12 protein-coding genes are annotated in these 16,433 nt (G+C 57.2%); 9 read left to right on the plus strand and 3 right to left on the minus strand.

The window, feature by feature from the left end; all coding sequences use genetic code 11:
• Positions 1 to 2 precede the first annotated feature (2 nt).
• The 5 genes from ACR0K9_RS10585 (at position 3) to ACR0K9_RS10605 (ending at position 8,844) form a co-directional block, all read left to right on the plus strand.
• Positions 3 to 1,013, plus strand: a complete 1,011-nt coding sequence (locus tag ACR0K9_RS10585; RefSeq protein ID WP_480822970.1) for a glycosyltransferase family 2 protein — start codon at positions 3 to 5, stop codon at positions 1,011 to 1,013.
• Positions 1,014 to 1,015: 2 nt separating this feature from the next.
• The gene (locus ACR0K9_RS10590; protein ID WP_480822972.1) at positions 1,016 to 5,632 is read left to right on the plus strand and encodes a MupA/Atu3671 family FMN-dependent luciferase-like monooxygenase; all 4,617 of its coding nucleotides are present in this window, start codon (positions 1,016 to 1,018) and stop codon (positions 5,630 to 5,632) included.
• Complete coding sequence (locus ACR0K9_RS10595) at positions 5,629 to 6,333, plus strand: 4'-phosphopantetheinyl transferase family protein (RefSeq protein WP_480822974.1); 705 nt, start codon at positions 5,629 to 5,631, stop codon at positions 6,331 to 6,333. The genes ACR0K9_RS10590 and ACR0K9_RS10595 overlap by 4 nt, the downstream gene beginning before the upstream one ends.
• Positions 6,330 to 7,283: a hypothetical protein gene (locus ACR0K9_RS10600; protein ID WP_480822976.1), complete on the plus strand. Its 954-nt coding sequence runs from the start codon at positions 6,330 to 6,332 to the stop codon at positions 7,281 to 7,283. Before ACR0K9_RS10595 ends, ACR0K9_RS10600 begins: the two co-directional genes overlap by 4 nt.
• 70 nt (positions 7,284 to 7,353) lie before the next feature.
• On the plus strand, positions 7,354 to 8,844 hold the full coding sequence (locus tag ACR0K9_RS10605) for a hypothetical protein (protein WP_480822978.1): 1,491 nt from the start codon (positions 7,354 to 7,356) through the stop codon (positions 8,842 to 8,844).
• On the opposite strand, the gene ACR0K9_RS10610 is transcribed toward ACR0K9_RS10605, so the two are convergent.
• Together ACR0K9_RS10610 and ACR0K9_RS10615 are read right to left on the minus strand one after the other, a co-directional pair.
• A complete protein-coding gene (locus ACR0K9_RS10610; RefSeq protein WP_480822980.1) occupies positions 8,841 to 9,368 on the minus strand; it encodes a serine O-acetyltransferase in 528 nt (175 codons plus the stop codon). The two genes, ACR0K9_RS10605 and ACR0K9_RS10610, sit on opposite strands and share 4 nt — an antisense overlap.
• A 63-nt stretch (positions 9,369 to 9,431) precedes the next feature.
• Positions 9,432 to 10,271, minus strand: a complete 840-nt coding sequence (locus ACR0K9_RS10615) for a 2OG-Fe(II) oxygenase (protein ID WP_480536435.1) — start codon at positions 10,269 to 10,271, stop codon at positions 9,432 to 9,434.
• Positions 10,272 to 10,661: 390 nt separating this feature from the next.
• Between ACR0K9_RS10615 and ACR0K9_RS10620 the strand changes: the two genes are divergently transcribed.
• The 4 genes from ACR0K9_RS10620 (at position 10,662) to ACR0K9_RS10635 (ending at position 15,092) form a co-directional block, all read left to right on the plus strand.
• Positions 10,662 to 11,798, plus strand: a complete 1,137-nt coding sequence (locus ACR0K9_RS10620) for a Gfo/Idh/MocA family protein (protein WP_480822982.1) — start codon at positions 10,662 to 10,664, stop codon at positions 11,796 to 11,798.
• Between the two features lie 3 nt (positions 11,799 to 11,801).
• Complete coding sequence (locus ACR0K9_RS10625; protein ID WP_480822984.1) at positions 11,802 to 12,626, plus strand: glycosyltransferase family 2 protein; 825 nt, start codon at positions 11,802 to 11,804, stop codon at positions 12,624 to 12,626.
• A gap of 94 nt (positions 12,627 to 12,720) precedes the next feature.
• Positions 12,721 to 14,322 (plus strand): GMC oxidoreductase, encoded by a 1,602-nt coding sequence (locus ACR0K9_RS10630; RefSeq protein ID WP_480822986.1) that lies wholly within the window; start codon positions 12,721 to 12,723, stop codon positions 14,320 to 14,322.
• Complete coding sequence (locus tag ACR0K9_RS10635; protein ID WP_480822988.1) at positions 14,319 to 15,092, plus strand: SDR family oxidoreductase; 774 nt, start codon at positions 14,319 to 14,321, stop codon at positions 15,090 to 15,092. The genes ACR0K9_RS10630 and ACR0K9_RS10635 overlap by 4 nt, the downstream gene beginning before the upstream one ends.
• 46 nt (positions 15,093 to 15,138) lie before the next feature.
• Here ACR0K9_RS10635 and ACR0K9_RS10640 read toward each other — a convergent pair whose 3' ends face one another.
• Positions 15,139 to 16,395: a protoporphyrinogen/coproporphyrinogen oxidase gene (locus tag ACR0K9_RS10640; RefSeq protein WP_480822990.1), complete on the minus strand. Its 1,257-nt coding sequence runs from the start codon at positions 16,393 to 16,395 to the stop codon at positions 15,139 to 15,141.
• Positions 16,396 to 16,433: the final 38 nt, after the last annotated feature.

Here is a 16,433-nt window from a genome sequence, read left to right on the forward strand (position 1 = left end):
CCATGCCTGATCCTGTACTTCTGACCGTAATTCTGAACTATAAAACCGCGGACATGACGTTGCGGTCGGTCGAGGCGGCAAAAAAGGCCATGGAGGGGATCCCCGGAGAGATCATCGTTGTAGACAACGACTCGCAGGATGGATCATTCGAAGCCATCGCGGCGCGCGTTCAGGAACGAGGCTGGGATCAGGACAATCGCGTTCGGGTCATTCAGTCAGGGCATAACGGCGGCTTTGGCGCTGGCAACAATGTAGGTATGCGCGCGGGGCTTTCGGACGGAACGCGGCCCGATTACGTCTACATCCTGAATTCTGATGCCTTCCCCGCCCCGGATGCCATTCGCATTTTGCTGGAGCATCTTGAAACCACACCCGAAGCCGGGTTTGCGGGCAGCTACATATTCGGCGACGACGACGAGCCCCACCTGACCAGCTTCCGCTTTCCTTCGGTTGCAAGCGAGTTTGAAAGCAGCATCAACTTTGGCCCCGTCACCCGGTTGTTCAAAAACCGGATCGTACCCATTCCGATCCCGTCCGAGACGCGACCCGTTGACTGGCTGGCCGGTGCCAGCCTGATGATGCGGCAACGCGTTCTGGATGAGATCGGTCTCTTTGATGAGACGTTTTTTCTGTATTTCGAAGAAACCGATCTCTGCCTGCGCGCGGCGCGCGCGGGGTATCGCACCGATTATGTACGCGTCAGCGAGGTGATGCATATCGGGTCTGTTTCAACCGGCATGAAGAACTGGAACCGGGTGCCGACTTATTGGTTTGACTCGCGCCTGTACTATTTCGTTAAAAACCATGGCGCCTTTTACGCCGCTTGCACCACCTGCGTACATTTGACAGGTGGCTTTCTGCACTGGCTGCGCTGCTTAATAACACGCAGGCGCACCGGTGTGCCGCCCCATTTTTTGCGTACTCTTGCCTGGCATGACCTGTCCGCATGTATGCGCGCGCCGTGGCGCAAGCGCAATCCGGATGCTCAGGCCAGGCCTGTTATTGGAGAATGAAGATGCCTTTCAGCACTTTTCTTGTCGGCCATGAATCCCTTGTCATTCAGTGCGGGGAAATGCTGCTGGAGGCGGGGCACAGCATTCAGGGCGTAGCCACACGGAATTCCGATGTGGAAGCCTGGGCCAAGACTCACTCCTTGCCTCTTCATGCACCTGGCGCAGGATTGTCAGACCGGGTTGAAGGGGTTTCGTTTGATTGGCTGCTGAGCATCGCAAATCTCGATCTGCTACCAGAAACGTTGCTGAACAAAGCTGCCAAAGGCGCCGTCAATTTCCACGACGGTCCGCTTCCGCGCTATGCAGGGCTTAACGCGCCGGTATGGGCCATTCTGAATGGGGAAACACAACACGGGATCACCTGGCACATGATCTCGGGCGGCGTGGATGAGGGCGGGATCGTTGCCCAAAACCTGTTTGATATCAGCAACAATGAAACCGCCCTGACATTGAACACCAAATGCTATGGTGCGGCCATCGAAAGCTTTGCCGAGGTCATCCGGGCGCTTGAAGCGGATCAACCTCCGGCTCCGCAAGATCTGTCGCAGCGCAGCTATTTTGCAAAGAATGACCGCCCTGAGGCGGCGGCCCGGCTGGACTTCGCAAAACCGGCGCATGAATTGGCCGCTTTGGTGCGCGCATTGGATCACGGAGACTATTGGAACCCGTTGTGTCGCCCGAAGGTCGAGCGCGATGGTCAGCTCTGGCTGGTCGGCGCGGCCAAGGTGAGTGAACAGCCAACCGATGCCGAGCCCGGCACCATTCTGGCCAGCAGCGCAGAAAGTGTGACCGTCGCCACCGGTGAGGGCGCAATTAAGATCAGCGATCTGCGAAATGGCATGGGCGCCCCTGCGCCGACTGATGGTATTTTGAATGGCGGCAGCGCACTGCCTGCATTGACCGCAGAACAGGCGACCGCGATCAATCAATCGATTGCTGACACGCTGAAATCCGAACCACAATGGCGCGCCCGTCTGGAAACGTTGCAAGAGGTCGACATTCCGCTGATCAATGCGGCGATGCCGTCCGGTGCCCCCCGGTCGCAAGCGCTGCATGCGCCGGATGGGCTTGAAGATGTGACAGCCAAGGCAGCATTAGCGGCTCTGATGGCACGCCTTGGGGATGCTTTCACCCTCGATCTGGCGCTCCGTCTGAACAGCGCATCCCCCTATCTCAACGGCTGGGTTCCGGTGCGCTTTGCTGCGGACAAGACTTTCTCAGCGGCGCAGGACGAGTTTGATCAGACAATTACACAAGCTCAGGCGCTTGGTCCGTTCGCCCATGATCTGCCGGCGCGCCTGCCCGGTGCGGCGGCACTGCAAACACCTGTGGTCGGGCTGTCTGATGATGTTTCGGAAGGTCTTGTTCCAGGCACAAGCCTGACGCTGGCCACGTCTGATGGTCAGGCAGTGCTGTTTGCCGACAGTGGACATGTCTCCGAAGCTGCGCTGCGCTTGTTTGCAGCACGTATCGAGAATCTGCTTGTATCGCTGACAGATCCGGCCAAGACGAGCCTGCCAATTGCCGAGCTTCCCATTCTGCCCGATACGGAACGCGCACAAATCCTGCAGGATTGGAACAATACATCTATCACCTATGATGACGTCGCCTGCGTTCACCAGCAATTCGAAGCCCAGGTTGAACGCACTCCCGATGCGCCAGCACTGGTCTTTGAAAACCTCAGCTTCACTTACGCCGAACTGAATGCACGGGCCAACCAGGTCGCACATATTCTGCGTGAGATGGGGGTTGGTCCGGACACGCTCGTGGGCCTGCATGTCAAACGCTCGCCACTGCTGTTGATCGGCGCATTGGGTATCCTGAAAGCAGGCGGGGCCTATGTACCGATGGACCCAGCCTATCCCGCCGATCGGACCGCGCTCTATCTTGAAGACAGCGGCGCGAAGGTATTGTTGACCGAATCCGCCTTGGCACCCGAGTTACCGGAACACACCGCACAGGCTCTGCTGCTGGATACGGACCCGCGGCTGGGAACGGCTGCGACCGACAATGTCGCCAGCGGTGTGACTTCAGACAACCTCGCCTATCTGATCTACACCTCTGGTTCGACCGGGCGGCCCAAGGGCGTGATGGTAGAACATCGCAATGTGTCGAACTTCTTCACCGGTATGGACGACCGCATCAGCCATGATCCGGTCGGGGTTTGGCTGGCGGTGACCAGCCTGTCCTTCGATATTTCGGTACTCGAGTTGTTCTGGACCCTCGCGCGCGGCTTCAAGATCGTTCTCAGCGATGATGAAAACCGCGCCTTGGTCGCAGGCGACTCGGCCCCCGGAAAATCCATCACCGGCAAAGGGATGGAGTTCAGCCTGTTCTACTGGGGCAATGACGATGGTGTTGGGCGCGACAAGTACAAATTACTGCTGGAAGGCGCGAAATTCGGGGATCAGAACGGGTTCTGCGCTGTCTGGACGCCCGAACGTCATTTCCACGCCTTTGGCGGCCCCTACCCCAACCCGTCGGTCACAGGCGCAGCCGTTGCTGCTGTGACCGAAAATATTGGCGTGCGCGCGGGCAGCTGTGTCGCTCCGCTCCACCACACGGCGCGCATTGCCGAGGAATGGGCGGTGATCGACAACTTGACCAACGGGCGCGCGGGCCTTGCCATCGCCTCTGGCTGGCAGCCGGACGATTTCGTTCTGCGGCCCGAAAATACACCGCCCGAAAACAAACCTGCCATGCTGGAGGCAATCGGAACGCTGCGCCAGCTCTGGGCCGGGGAAACAGTTGAATTTCCAACCAAATCCGGCGACATGCATGGCGTCGTGACGCAGCCGCGCCCGGTCTCCAAAAAACTGCCGATCTGGGTCACCACTGCTGGCAACCCGGATACCTGGCGCGAAGCCGGGGCCATCGGGGCCAACGTGCTGACCCACCTGCTGGGCCAAAGCGTGCAGGAAGTCGCCGACAAGATCGGCATCTATCATGCCGCGTTGCGTGAAGCGGGACATGACCCTGATGATCACAAAGTAACCCTGATGTTGCATACCTATGTGGGTCAGGACCGGGAAGAAGTGCGCGAAGTCGCCCGCGAGCCGATGAAGGATTACCTGCGCTCGGCCGCCGGGCTGATCAAGCAATATGCCTGGGCGTTCCCGGCCTTCAAGAAACCGAAAGGTGTGTCGAACCCGTTCCAACTGGATCTGGGCAGCCTGTCCGACGAGGAACTGGAAGGCATCCTCGATTTCGCCTTTCTGCGCTACTTCGAGGATTCCGGCCTGTTCGGCACCGTCGGGGATTGCCTGAACCGGGTCGAAGAGCTGAAGCGGATCGGCGTCGATGAGATCGCCTGCCTGATCGACTATGGCATCTCGGTGGATCAGGTCATGGAAGGGCTGAAACCATTGGCCGAAGTTCTTCGCATGTCAAATCAGGATACGGAACTGGCCGAGGATGACTATTCCATCGCCGCCCAGATCATTCGCCATAAGGTCAGCCATCTGCAATGTACCCCGAGCATGGCACAGATGATCCTGATGAGCGACGAGGCGCGGTTTGCCCTGTCCAAGATCAAGCACATGATGATCGGCGGTGAGGCCCTGCCCGGCTCGCTGGTCAAGCAGATCAACAAACTGTCCCCTGCACATATCGAAAACATGTACGGGCCCACAGAAACAACGATCTGGTCGACAACCGAGACCGCAACCGCTGCGGACGGCGTGGTCAATGTCGGAACCCCAATTGCAAACACACAGGTCTATGTGCTGGACGAAAGCAACCGTCCCGCCCCCATCGGCGTGGCCGGAGAGCTTTATATCGGAGGCGCAGGCGTGACACGCGGCTATTGGCAGCGCGAAGACCTGACGGCCGAGCGTTTCGTGCCCGATCCATTCTCAGACACCCCCGGGGCGCGGCTCTATCGCACCGGCGATCTGGTGCGCTGGCGGACGGACGGACGGCTCGATTTCCTGGGCCGCGCGGATCACCAGATCAAGCTGCGTGGATATCGTATCGAGTTGGGCGAGATCGAAAGCCTGCTGGACGCGCAAGCCGGTGTACGGCAGTCGGTTGTCATCGCGCGCGAGGATACGCCCAATCTGGTGCAACTCGCGGCTTATATGACCGTCGATCACGCTGTGGATGAAAAGGCATTGCGTCAGGCGCTGGCGGCGCAACTGCCGGACTACATGGTGCCAACGCATTTTGTAACGCTGGACAGCTTCCCGCTGACACCGAACCGGAAAGTAGATCGCAAGGCCCTGCCTGCACCTGCAGCACAGAAACCGCGTACCGAACCCACCGTATCTGAGCCGGCCTCGGGCGGTTCCGCCACACAGAAAATTGCGGCGATCTGGTCACGGATTCTGGGTGTTTCAGACATCAGCGGGCGGGACAATTTCTTCGATCTGGGCGGGCATTCCTTGCTGGCGGTACAGGCGCACCGTGAAATTCGTACGGAACTGAATGTGCCGGGGCTCAGCATTACGGATATCTTCCGGTGCCCGACGCTGGCCGCCCTTGCCGAAACGGTCGAAAAGAAATCAGGCTCCAAACCTGCCGAAGCAAGCCCGACGCAGCCGTCGCCAGAAAAAGCCAGCAGCCGCGGCGATGCCATGGCGCGCAGGCGCGAGATGCGGGCGCGCAGACGGTCGGCGTGAACAGGTTTACAGCGATAAAGGCCGAGCTTCACAAGATGCTCGGCCCGGAGATAGGTATCGGGGTGACCGATCCCAAAGCTTCGGGCGCTGCATTATTGCCCGGGGAAATTCCCGCAATGAAACGCGCGGTCGAAACGCGTCGATTGGAATTTTCCGCCGGACGCAGCGCCGCGCGACAGGCGATGAGAGAACTAAACCTCAGCCCCGTCGCAATCCCGATGGCTGAGGATCGCAGTCCCGTCTGGCCTGACGGCGTGATCGGGTCGATCACTCATTGCGATGACATCTGCATCGCAATCGTTGCTCGCAAAGGCCGCGAATGCAGTATCGGTATTGATATCGAGGCTGACCAACCGCTGGACCTCGACCTTGAAGAGGTGATCTGCACCCCGTCTGAACGGGCATGGCTGAACGCCCAGAACACAGCGCGTCGGGGCCATCTGGCAAAACAGATTTTCTGCATGAAAGAGAGCATTTACAAAGCGCTCTACCCACTGATTGGGCAAATGATCGAATTTAAGGACGTCGAAATCCTGCACCCCTTGCAACCCGACAGCCCCATTGCGCTGACCATTGGTGATCGCACAACCAGGCTGGAGCTCAGACTGATGAGCCAGGCTCTCGGTGATAAAATCATCAGCTTCGCGGCAATTGACTACATGCCAGCCATATCGCTTTTCAGCCCAGAGAGTGTTTCGTGATCAGGCGGTATATTCCCGGTCGAATCCGGGTGGCCGCCGCCGCCCTTGCCGGTGTTTTTGGCCTCAACGGTGCAAGGCCAATCGAGGCCGCAACATTCGAGGCGCTCTATGACAAGCCTGGTCCTGCCCCCGCTCTTCCTCAGAAGGTTTTCCATCTGGGGCACAGTCTGGTCGGCCCTGACATCCCTGAAATGCTGAAGCAACTGGCAGGAGAGGGGCACGATTACAGTAGCCAATTGGGCTGGGGTACGCCGTTGCGGGCGCATTGGGCCCCCGTAGAAACCATCAACGGGTTTGAACTGAGAAACGCCCGACCTGAATATGAGGATGCAAAACAGGCGCTCTCATCTGGCGAATACAACACGCTGATCCTGACCGAGATGGTCGAAATCCGGGCCGCCATCAAATATTTCAATAGCGCAAAATACCTGCACAAATGGATTCATCTTGGCCGCCAGTCCAATCCGGACATGCGCATCTTCTTTTATGAGACATGGCACAATCTGGACGACACGGAAGGCTGGCTGGAGCGGATCGACAAGGATCTTGAGCGCTATTGGCTCAATGGCATCCTTCGGGTTGCTTTGGGTTATGAGGAAACACCGGCCCCGGTCTATGTCATCCCCGCCGGGCAGGTCATGGCGCGTTTCGTGCGTGAAGTTGAGCACCGTCGCGGCGTCGGACCGATTGCCGACCGAAGCGATCTGTTCACCGACACGATCCACCTGAGCGATTATGGCGCCTATCTGATCGCACTGACCCATTACGCGGTGTTGTACCAAACCTCGCCGATCGGATTGCCGCATGTATTGATCAAAGCCGACGGTACATCTGCTGACGACCCAGGCCCCGAAGCCGCATATTTAATGCAACAGATCGTCTGGGATGTAGTGTCCAATTACCGGCCTACCGGGCTGGCATTAGGGCAAACAACCATCTTGCCGGATTGATACGCTCGGGACAAAATCGTTGCTGACGTGATACCCAACACCTAACCCTGCTAACACCGCGACCTGATATATGCCCAATTCATTCGCCTATCTGATGTTGATGGCCTGGCCGATCATCATGGTCGTTTTGTTCAAGAAACTTCCGGCGTCACGCGCTTTGCTGATCTCGATATTGGGCGGCTACGTCGTTTTGCCCCCAGACACATATTTTGATTTGCCGCTGATACCGACGCTGGACAAACACACAGTCCCCAGTTTGGCTGCACTGGTCCTGTGCCTGACCATGGTGGATCAGAAAATCAGGTTTTTTCCGCAATCCCGTCTGGTTTCGATCTTGATGCTGGGGTTCCTGCTCAGCCCGATTGTCGCCGCTTTGGGCAATCTGGAACCGGTTTTTGCCGGACCTGTCGTACTACCGGGCATGACTGCCCGCGACGCGATTTCAGAATTTCTGAAGCATGTGCTTATCCTGATCCCTTTTATTCTGGGCTTCAACCTTCTCTCAACACCCGACAATAAAAGAGAATTCCTGACGCTCTACATGGTCATCGGATTGATTTACTCGGTCCCGATCTTGCTCGAAGTCCGGCTGAGTCCGCAGCTCAACAACTGGGTTTATGGATTTTTTCCTCAGCTCTTCTCACAACAAGTCCGATTTGGCGGCTTTCGGCCTACTGTGTTTCTTGGCCATGGGTTGTTGGTGGCATTTTTTGTCATGATGTCTCTTCTGGCAACTGCCGCGCTGTTGAGGGGGTCTCTGGGCAATGATCGGGGGCACAAGTTCGGCATTCTCGTGTATCTGTTCGCCATACTCATTCTTTGCAAAACAGTCGGTGCGGTTGTGTTTGCCGCCCTGTTCGCACCCATCGTGTTGTTTGCAAGTTCCCGCTTGCAGCGGTGGGTTATGCTGGTCTGCGCGGTATTTCTGCTAACTTATCCGATCTTGCGCGCAGCGGACGCAATACCCGTTGAGCGGCTTCTCGGCTACGCTGGAATGATTCAGGCGGAACGCGCCCAATCTCTGGGCTTTCGCTTTGAAAATGAGAGCATGCTGCTGGAACGCGCCGCAGAAAAGCCGCTCACCGGTTGGGCATTCTGGAACCGCAATCGGAACATGGATCCGGACACCGGCCGCGTTCTGACAGTCCCGGACGGCTATTGGGTTCTTATCATCGGGGTGCTGGGGTGGTTTGGGTATATTTGCATATTCGGGCTGCTGACTTTCCCCCTTCTCCGGCTTTGGGCAAGACGCAAAAAATGTATCGGCTCACCCGACGTATTCGTGACGAATGGTATTGCCCTGATGATGAGTATCAATCTTGTGGACTTGATACCCAACGCATCCATCAACAACTTGACTTGGATTATGGCGGGTATGCTTTTGGCCAAATCCACAGTGACCGATCAGGTCGAGGCCGACGAGCCTGACGAAACTGTCCCCCAGCCGAATCCGACCCGTACGGCTCATGTGCGGAAACCCCGCGGGCAGGCACAAGATGCGGAGTCTGTTCAAACAGAGAGGCCGAACAACAGACGACGACCCAGGCAGAGCAACACCTAGGTGTTCAGTCTTCTCGCGGGGGCACCTGCAACGGTCGCACCACTTTCGACATCACGGGTGACGACGCTGTTGGCGCCCACCGTCACGTGATCTTCAATTGTAAGCGGCCCGATGATCTTGGCACCTGCCCCAAGGTCCACATGCCCTCCGAGAACAACAGTTGAAACCAGCGTAACCTGATGAAATATCATACAGTTCGGACCAATCCGAGCGCTGGGATGGATGATAATGCCGGTCGGGTGCGGCAATCGAAGCCCACCTTCGATATGTGTATTCAGATGAATCTCGGATTGTGTGATCACCGACCAGAACCGATGTACAAGGGTCCAGTATTTGCTGAACAACCACCCAATCGGGCCACCCCGTGCCTTGGCCGCCTGATACCGCCGTATCGCGCGCAAAAGCTTGTAGCCAGGATCCCAGAATTGCCGCACTTCTTCGCGGGACCAGTCCGGTACTGTCGCTGAGATCACAAGCGCCTGCTCAGGCTCGGCGAGTGACGTTTCCTGGATATTGCCTTGCATGGATCCGATCTTTTCAACCTGTCGCGCGCCCGAGCTGTTGGCATCGGGCGCGATTGGTGTTCCTCAGAATCCCAAACGTGCCAGACGCGGATAGACCCTGCGGTAAACAACCGGCGGCAACCAGTTCTCAAGAACTTCCTGCCGGCGCGATTGGCGATCAAACTGGTCTTCAGTGCCGGGGCGCGGCTTGAAAATTGTCGAATGCGCCTTGCGGCTGGGATCCCAGGTCGCGGTGTAATAATAGAGCGCGATGGACTGACGCGGCTCACCGTTGGGGTGATTCACTTTTTCAGGGTTTCCGTGGAACGTGTTCGATCCGGTCGAGAAGCAGCACATGCGGTTGAAGGTTGGCGCAAAGCTCTTGACCTTAGTGCTCATATCGTTGCTCCAGATCTCGAACGAACCACCCCATTCCGCGCGCCAGTCGTCATTCAGATAAATCAGCACATTCAGACGCCGTTCGACGACCATCTGCTTGTGCAGATTGAAATCCGCATGGATATCCAGATGGCCGCCGTTTTTTACTCGGTGAATACCTGCGCCGATATAGTAGGGATCGGGGATCAACCCTTTGATACCAGTCATCTCCTCGAGAAACAGGATAAACGGGCGGGAGTTGAAAGCATGGAACAGCTCGCGCGAATAGACCGGCAGTCTTTCGGGATTGTACTGGGTTTTCAGGTTCTCTTGCGCCCGCTCGAACGTGTCACTGTCTTCGCTTTCTTCAAGCGTGGCCACGTCTTTCTGGACCCGGCGCAGTACCTCTTCGGGAAGAAAATTATCAATACAAATATGGTTGTAGGGTTCGCCGCTCTGATATTCCTCGGCAAATGGGGCCGCCGCCGCACGGGCGTTTTCGACACTGATACTCAGACGCTCGGGATCAATTTGATAGATCGCCATCTTCTTTTCCTATCTTAACAATAACGCAACTCGAATTACCGGCCAGCTTCTGCAGCGGCAGAGCAAGGTGGGGATCAAGATCTTCTAACAGAAAAATGGGGGTATTCTCCCCATTTCTCAATGTGACATATCCAACCACGCCTGACAAACACATGATTGGGATCAATAGGATCGCTTCGGCCGGAAAGTCTCTTGTTTTGCGACAATGAAGCTTGGCGTTCTACGGGGTGAATTCACCGAGTCTCCGGTCAGAACAGGGTCATCCTGCGCAATGCCTGAACGATTTGCAGGGCATCGGCCAATTTACAGTGGCACATCCGCAATTCTGCCCATATTACAGTATTCGTTGTTTATGAGTTCCCGCCCGTCGAATAAGAGACCATTCTCTTTATGCCCAGGTTGTTGATTATTGGTACCGGATATGTCGCGGATTTGTATCTGCGCTCCCTCAAGCTCTATCCTGAAATCGAGATTGCCGGGTGCTATGATCGCAATCCCGAGCGGCTGTCTCAGTTCTGTACCTACTGGTCACTGCCCGCGATGGACAGTTTTGAGGCATTGCTGAATCTGGCGAAACCAGATGATATTCTGCTCAACCTGACCAATCCGTCCGCGCATTACGATGTTTCGCGTAAGGGCCTGGAAGCCGGGCTTCACGTCTATTCCGAAAAGCCGCTGGCGATGGAGATGGATCAGGCCCAGGTGCTGGCTGATCTTGCCGCTGAGCGCGGGCTGCGCCTTGCCTCGGCGCCCTGCAGCTTTCTTGGCGAAGCCCCGCAAACGATCTGGGCCGGATTGCGTGCCGGTGTAATCGGCAAAACCCGCCTGATCTATGCCGAGATGGATGACGATTTTATCTCGCAAGCCCCCTATCAAAAATGGTTCTCGGAAAGCGGCGCGCCGTGGCCGGCCAAAGACGAGTTCGAAGTGGGATGTACCCTGGAACATGCAGGCTATTACCTGGCGTGGTTATTGCCCATGTTCGGCCCGGTCCGCACGGTTGTCGCGGCTTCGGCGGCGCTGGCAGATGTGTCCGATGTGACCGCCGGGGCAGCACCGGATTTTTCGGTCGGGACGCTCTTTTTCGAAAGCGGCGTGGTGGCACGGCTCACCTGTTCCATTTTGGCCAGACATAACCACGAACTTCGGATCATCGGCGATACGGGTGTGATCGAGATGGATGAGTGCTGGAACAACGCCGCACCGGTCCGCTTGCGCCGACGCTTTTCGATGCGCCGCAGGCTGGTCAATGCACCACTGGCCCGGCGTCTTAAATTCAAGGGGCCGACCCACGAAAAACTTGGGCGCAAGGGGGCTGCATCAATGAACTTTGCCCTGGGCGTGGTCGAGATGCGGGATGCAATCAACGAAGACCGGCCCTGCCGTCTGTCCTCCGACCTGTCACTGCATATGAACGAAGTCACCCTGGCCTTGCAAAATGCCGGAGAATTCGGCGGCGCAGTTAAAATGCAAACCCGCTTCGATCCTGTTGCGCCCATGCCCTGGGCCGAAAATCTGGCACGTTGAACCATGTATGAGATTTCGGTCATCATTCCTGCGAACAACGAAGAAGCCTATATCGGCCCTTGCCTCGAAGCCGTATTGGCACAGGTCACCGCACGCCGGGCCGAGGTGATCGTGTCGGCCAATGCCTGCACAGACAGGACAGCAGATATTGCCCGCAGCTATGCGCAGCGTTTTGCGCAGCGGGATTGGTATCTGGTGGTTCTGGATTCAGAGGAAGGTGGCAAACCCGCGGCGCTCAACCGCGCCGACGCTGCGGCGACGGGTGGCACGCGGGTTTATCTGGATGCGGATGTCGTCATGTCACCATTGTTGTTGGACGCGCTGGCAAAGGTACTGGACCGTCCTGAACCGGCCTATTCCAGCGGTGACCTGAAGGTCAGCCCGGCGCAAAGCTGGATTACACGGGCCTATGGCAGGATCTGGACCCGATTGCCCTTTATGACAGAGGGCGTGCCCGGTGCCGGGCTGTTTGCTGTCAATGCGGCGGGCCGCGCACGTTGGGAGGATTTTCCGCAGATCATCTCGGACGACACCTTTGTAAGACTGCAATTTACGCCAGATGAACGGCTGCCGGTTGCGGCCCCATACTCCTGGCCGCTGGTCGAAGGATTTCAGGCACTTGTGCGCGTTCGGCGCAGGCAGGATGCGGGCGTGGCCGAGCTTGCGCGTTTATATCCGGGCATTCTGGACCAGGAAGGCAAAGCCCCACTTACAGCTGGGCATCTGTTGCGCCTTGCCGTGACAGACCCGGTTGGATTCGGGGTCTATGTCGCTGTCAGCCTGTCCGTCCGCACCCGCAGAGACTCCGCTTGGAGCCGGGGTCGATAATGAGGTGCAAGGTGGAGATATATTTGACTGGAAGCATAATGCGTCAATCATGCAAACCTCAGGCCCTTAGCAACTCGGCGAAAGGAGGGTTCGGGTGATAACTCCGGCAGAAGCGCAGTCGCAATCGTGGGATGTGATCGTCATCGGAGCCGGTATGGGGGGTGGCATGGCCGGACGGCGTCTGACAGAGCGCGGACTGTCGGTTCTGTTTCTGGAGAAAGGCGTGGCGGGTTATCGGAGCGAGCGTCAGTCCTATACTCCCGATATTGTCGACCCGTTTGCGCGCCGTCTGCGGGGATTCTGGCCGAAACCGGTTGAAGCACATGATGGCGGTACAATTACGCGCTATTTTGCGCCATTGGGCAGCGGGGTTGGCGGCTCATCCGTTTTTTATGCGGCGGCACTGGAGCGTCCCGAACCGCACGATCTGGACGAAGCACCCGGCATTGCGCACCCGACCGGCGGTTGGCCCGTTGGGTTTGACGCCTTTCTTCCCTATTTCGATCAGGCCGAGGACCTACTCTATGTGCATGGCGGCGACGATCCGCTCTCGGACATACCGTCGGACAAACTGCGCCCACCGCCTGAATTCACTCCCGAAGAAGCAGCGATGATGAGCGATTTCCGTGATCGGGGTCTGCACCCGTATTACTCGCATATCGCACGGAAAGGGCTCGAGAGGTGTACCAACTGCCTTGGCGGCAAATGCCCGCGCGCCTGCAAGATGGATGGCCGCTCAGCCGGCGTTGAACCGGCGCTGGCCAGCGGCCGCGCCGCATTGATCACCGAATGCGATGTCGAAGCGCTGGCAGAAGATCAGCCCGGACAGATCACCGGCGTCCGGGTGCGCCATGGTGATGTGTCACACACTCTGCGCGCCCGGACCTACGTTTTGGCTGCAGGCTCATTCGGCTCACCCACGCTGTTGCTGCGGTCCACCGACCAATCGGCAACAGGATGTGCCAATTCAAGCGATTGGGTGGGGCGCGGTTTGATGTTCCATATCGATAATTTCTTTGCTGTCTGGCCGCGACGCGGAGCAAAGCCCATCGGCAGAAGCCGGGCGGTATCTACCCGAGATTTTTATGTCGTCAAAGGCGAGCGCATGGGCCTGACGCAATCCATGGGATACGAGGCGGATTACGGAACGATCCTGCGTTTTTTGCTCATGCAGCTCGAACGCTCACGCTTTGCCAAATACGCAAAGCTGCGGCGCCTTCTGAACATTCCCGCCCTTTTGGCCGCCAAGATGTTCGGAAACGCCGATGTGTTCGTGGCCCAGATGGAGGACTTCCCCGTCCGCGAAAACCGGGTGCTGCTGAATCAGGAAGATCCCGAAGTCTTTACATTCAAATATACAGTCGCACGCGACGTTTTCACCCGTCAAACCGGACTGCGGCGGGCCATCCGGCGTGCAATCGGCCGGTGGCGGATGATGTTTCTGTCAATCAAGCCTATCGTCAATGTAGGTCATCCGTTGGGGACATTGCGCTTTGGAAACGATCCCGCCACGTCAGTGCTCGACCCCGATTGCAAGGCCCATGATTTACAGAACCTCTATGTCGCCGATGGCTCATTCATGCCGACATCCATGGGGGTCAATCCAAGCCTGACCATCGCCGCCAATGCATTGCGGGTCGCAGACATCATTGCTGATCGGACAAGCCAGTCTAAACAACCCACGGAGGCGTCATGACAGATACAAGCCAGCGAATTCGCGAAGGTATTGCCGTCGTCACAGGAGCCGGCGCGGGATTGGGACGAGAACTGTGTCGCACTCTGATTGCAGAAAACATCCGTGTCGCGGGCATCGGTCGCAACCCCGAACAGTTGTCGGCCCTTGCGACCGAGTTGGGGGATGGGTTCATGCCCGTCACGGCCGATGTTTCAGACCCAGAGGCCGTCGCACGGGCATTCGAAGAAATCACAGCCGCCTCAGGCGTACCTACCATCCTGATCAACAACGCAGCTGTTTATCCACGCCGGGACATCCTTGATGAAACTCCGGAAAGCTTCATGCAATCGGTCAACATCAATCTGGGCGGCGTTTTCTATTGCTGCCACGCAGTCCTGCCCGGCATGGTCGAGCGTGGCTATGGCCGGATCGTCAACCTCAGCACCTTTGCACATATCGCACCAGCGCCTACAGCCGCGGCCTATTCGGTAACCAAAGGGGCCGCGCAAACATTGACCAAATCACTGGTGGCCGATCTTGCCGATCGTTTTCCGGATATCGTCATCAATGACTGGATCCCCGGCGCGCTGAAAACCCGGATGGGCATACCCGATGGCATCGAACCGGCACAGGCCGCCAAATGGGGCGTGCAACTGGCATTGTGGCATGATCCGATGCTCACCGGACGCCTGTTTGATCAGGACACCGAGTTTCTGGAGCCAATCTCTTTGAAACGGAAGATATTGAACAAAATCACCGGCAAAAAGCGCATCCCGCTACGCCTTTCGTAACAAGCGCGTGGCGCGGTGAGTTGGAAGCCACCGCGATACCAAAGGTTCAGTCCGCTTGCCATGAGGCAACCAGTTCCCGCGCTTCGATCATATTGTCCTCGATCGAGCAATAGGTCCAACCTCCGTACCGTCCGATGGAATAGACACCACGATCATTGAGGACCTTGTTCAGGCGCTCAACCTCGGATTTGGCCTGCTGGTTGATATGGACATAGGCCGGGTCCATCACCAAGGCGTGATAAGCCACCAACTCATGGTCATCAATCAGACCTTCGCGGGCCAGGTCATCAAGCACGCGGGCGCGGGTGGCTTCTACGTCAACCTCTGCATCGCTTGTCAGGCCGACTTCAACATAAAGGCTCATCCGGTCGGCGTCGAAAATGTTGTCGTAGAACCCAACGCGGTAGAACACTCGCTCGCGATCCGGGTAGTAAACCCAATGCACATCGCGCGGCCCCTTCCGGTCGAAACCCAGGTTGAAGACCAGCACCTTGTTCCAGGTAAACGCCTCTTCCTGATGTTCCAGACCGGCAATCCTGGCCAGATGGTTGAACGGCGCGGACGACACCAGCCGGTCAAAGCCAATTTCACGGCGTGTTGTGCGCGCCACCTTGCGATCAAGGTCAATCCCGACCAGCGCTTCGTCCAGACAGATCGCTTCAGGTTTTACCGCGCTGGCGATGGCATTCACGTATTCTATGGCACCGCCTTCGGGATAGGTGAATGTGGCGTTATAACTCTGATTGTCGGGCGTCTTCATATTGCGGATGATGTCGTCCACATCCGCATGCGGAAAGAACCGCCCCATGGCGTCTTTGTCGAGCGAACTGAGGTCGCAGGCGTAAAGCTTCTCGTTATACGGAACCAGGAATTTTTCGCTGATGCTTTTACCAAAACGGCCATAGATCATGTCCAGAAAGCTGCCCTCTGCCTGCTCGTTCGGTTTGGCAAAATACAGATCATGCAGGCAGTCGATGAAATCCGCCTTGGGCAATTGGTGGATGTTCTTCTGAAATGGAAAATCAACCCAGTCACCGCCATAGGCGATAAAGGACTTCTTTTCGCAGGTGATAATCTGCTGGCCCTGCATCCGTTCACGCAACCAGGCTTCGATTTCCGGGTTCTTGAAGTGGAAGAAATGACCGGAATAGTCCCAGACAAACCCATCCTTCTTGATGGTTTTGCAATAGCCGCCAATGGCGCTGTCCGCATCAATGACGAGGTAGTCGGCATCGCCAAGGGCCGCAGCAGTGGATAAGCCGCTAATGCCGGCCCCGATGATCAACGTCTGGGTCTTTTCCATGTGCAAGTTCCTACGTTCAAATGAGTTCTTCAGGTCGG

The organism is Ruegeria sp. L12 (assembly GCF_056531745.1).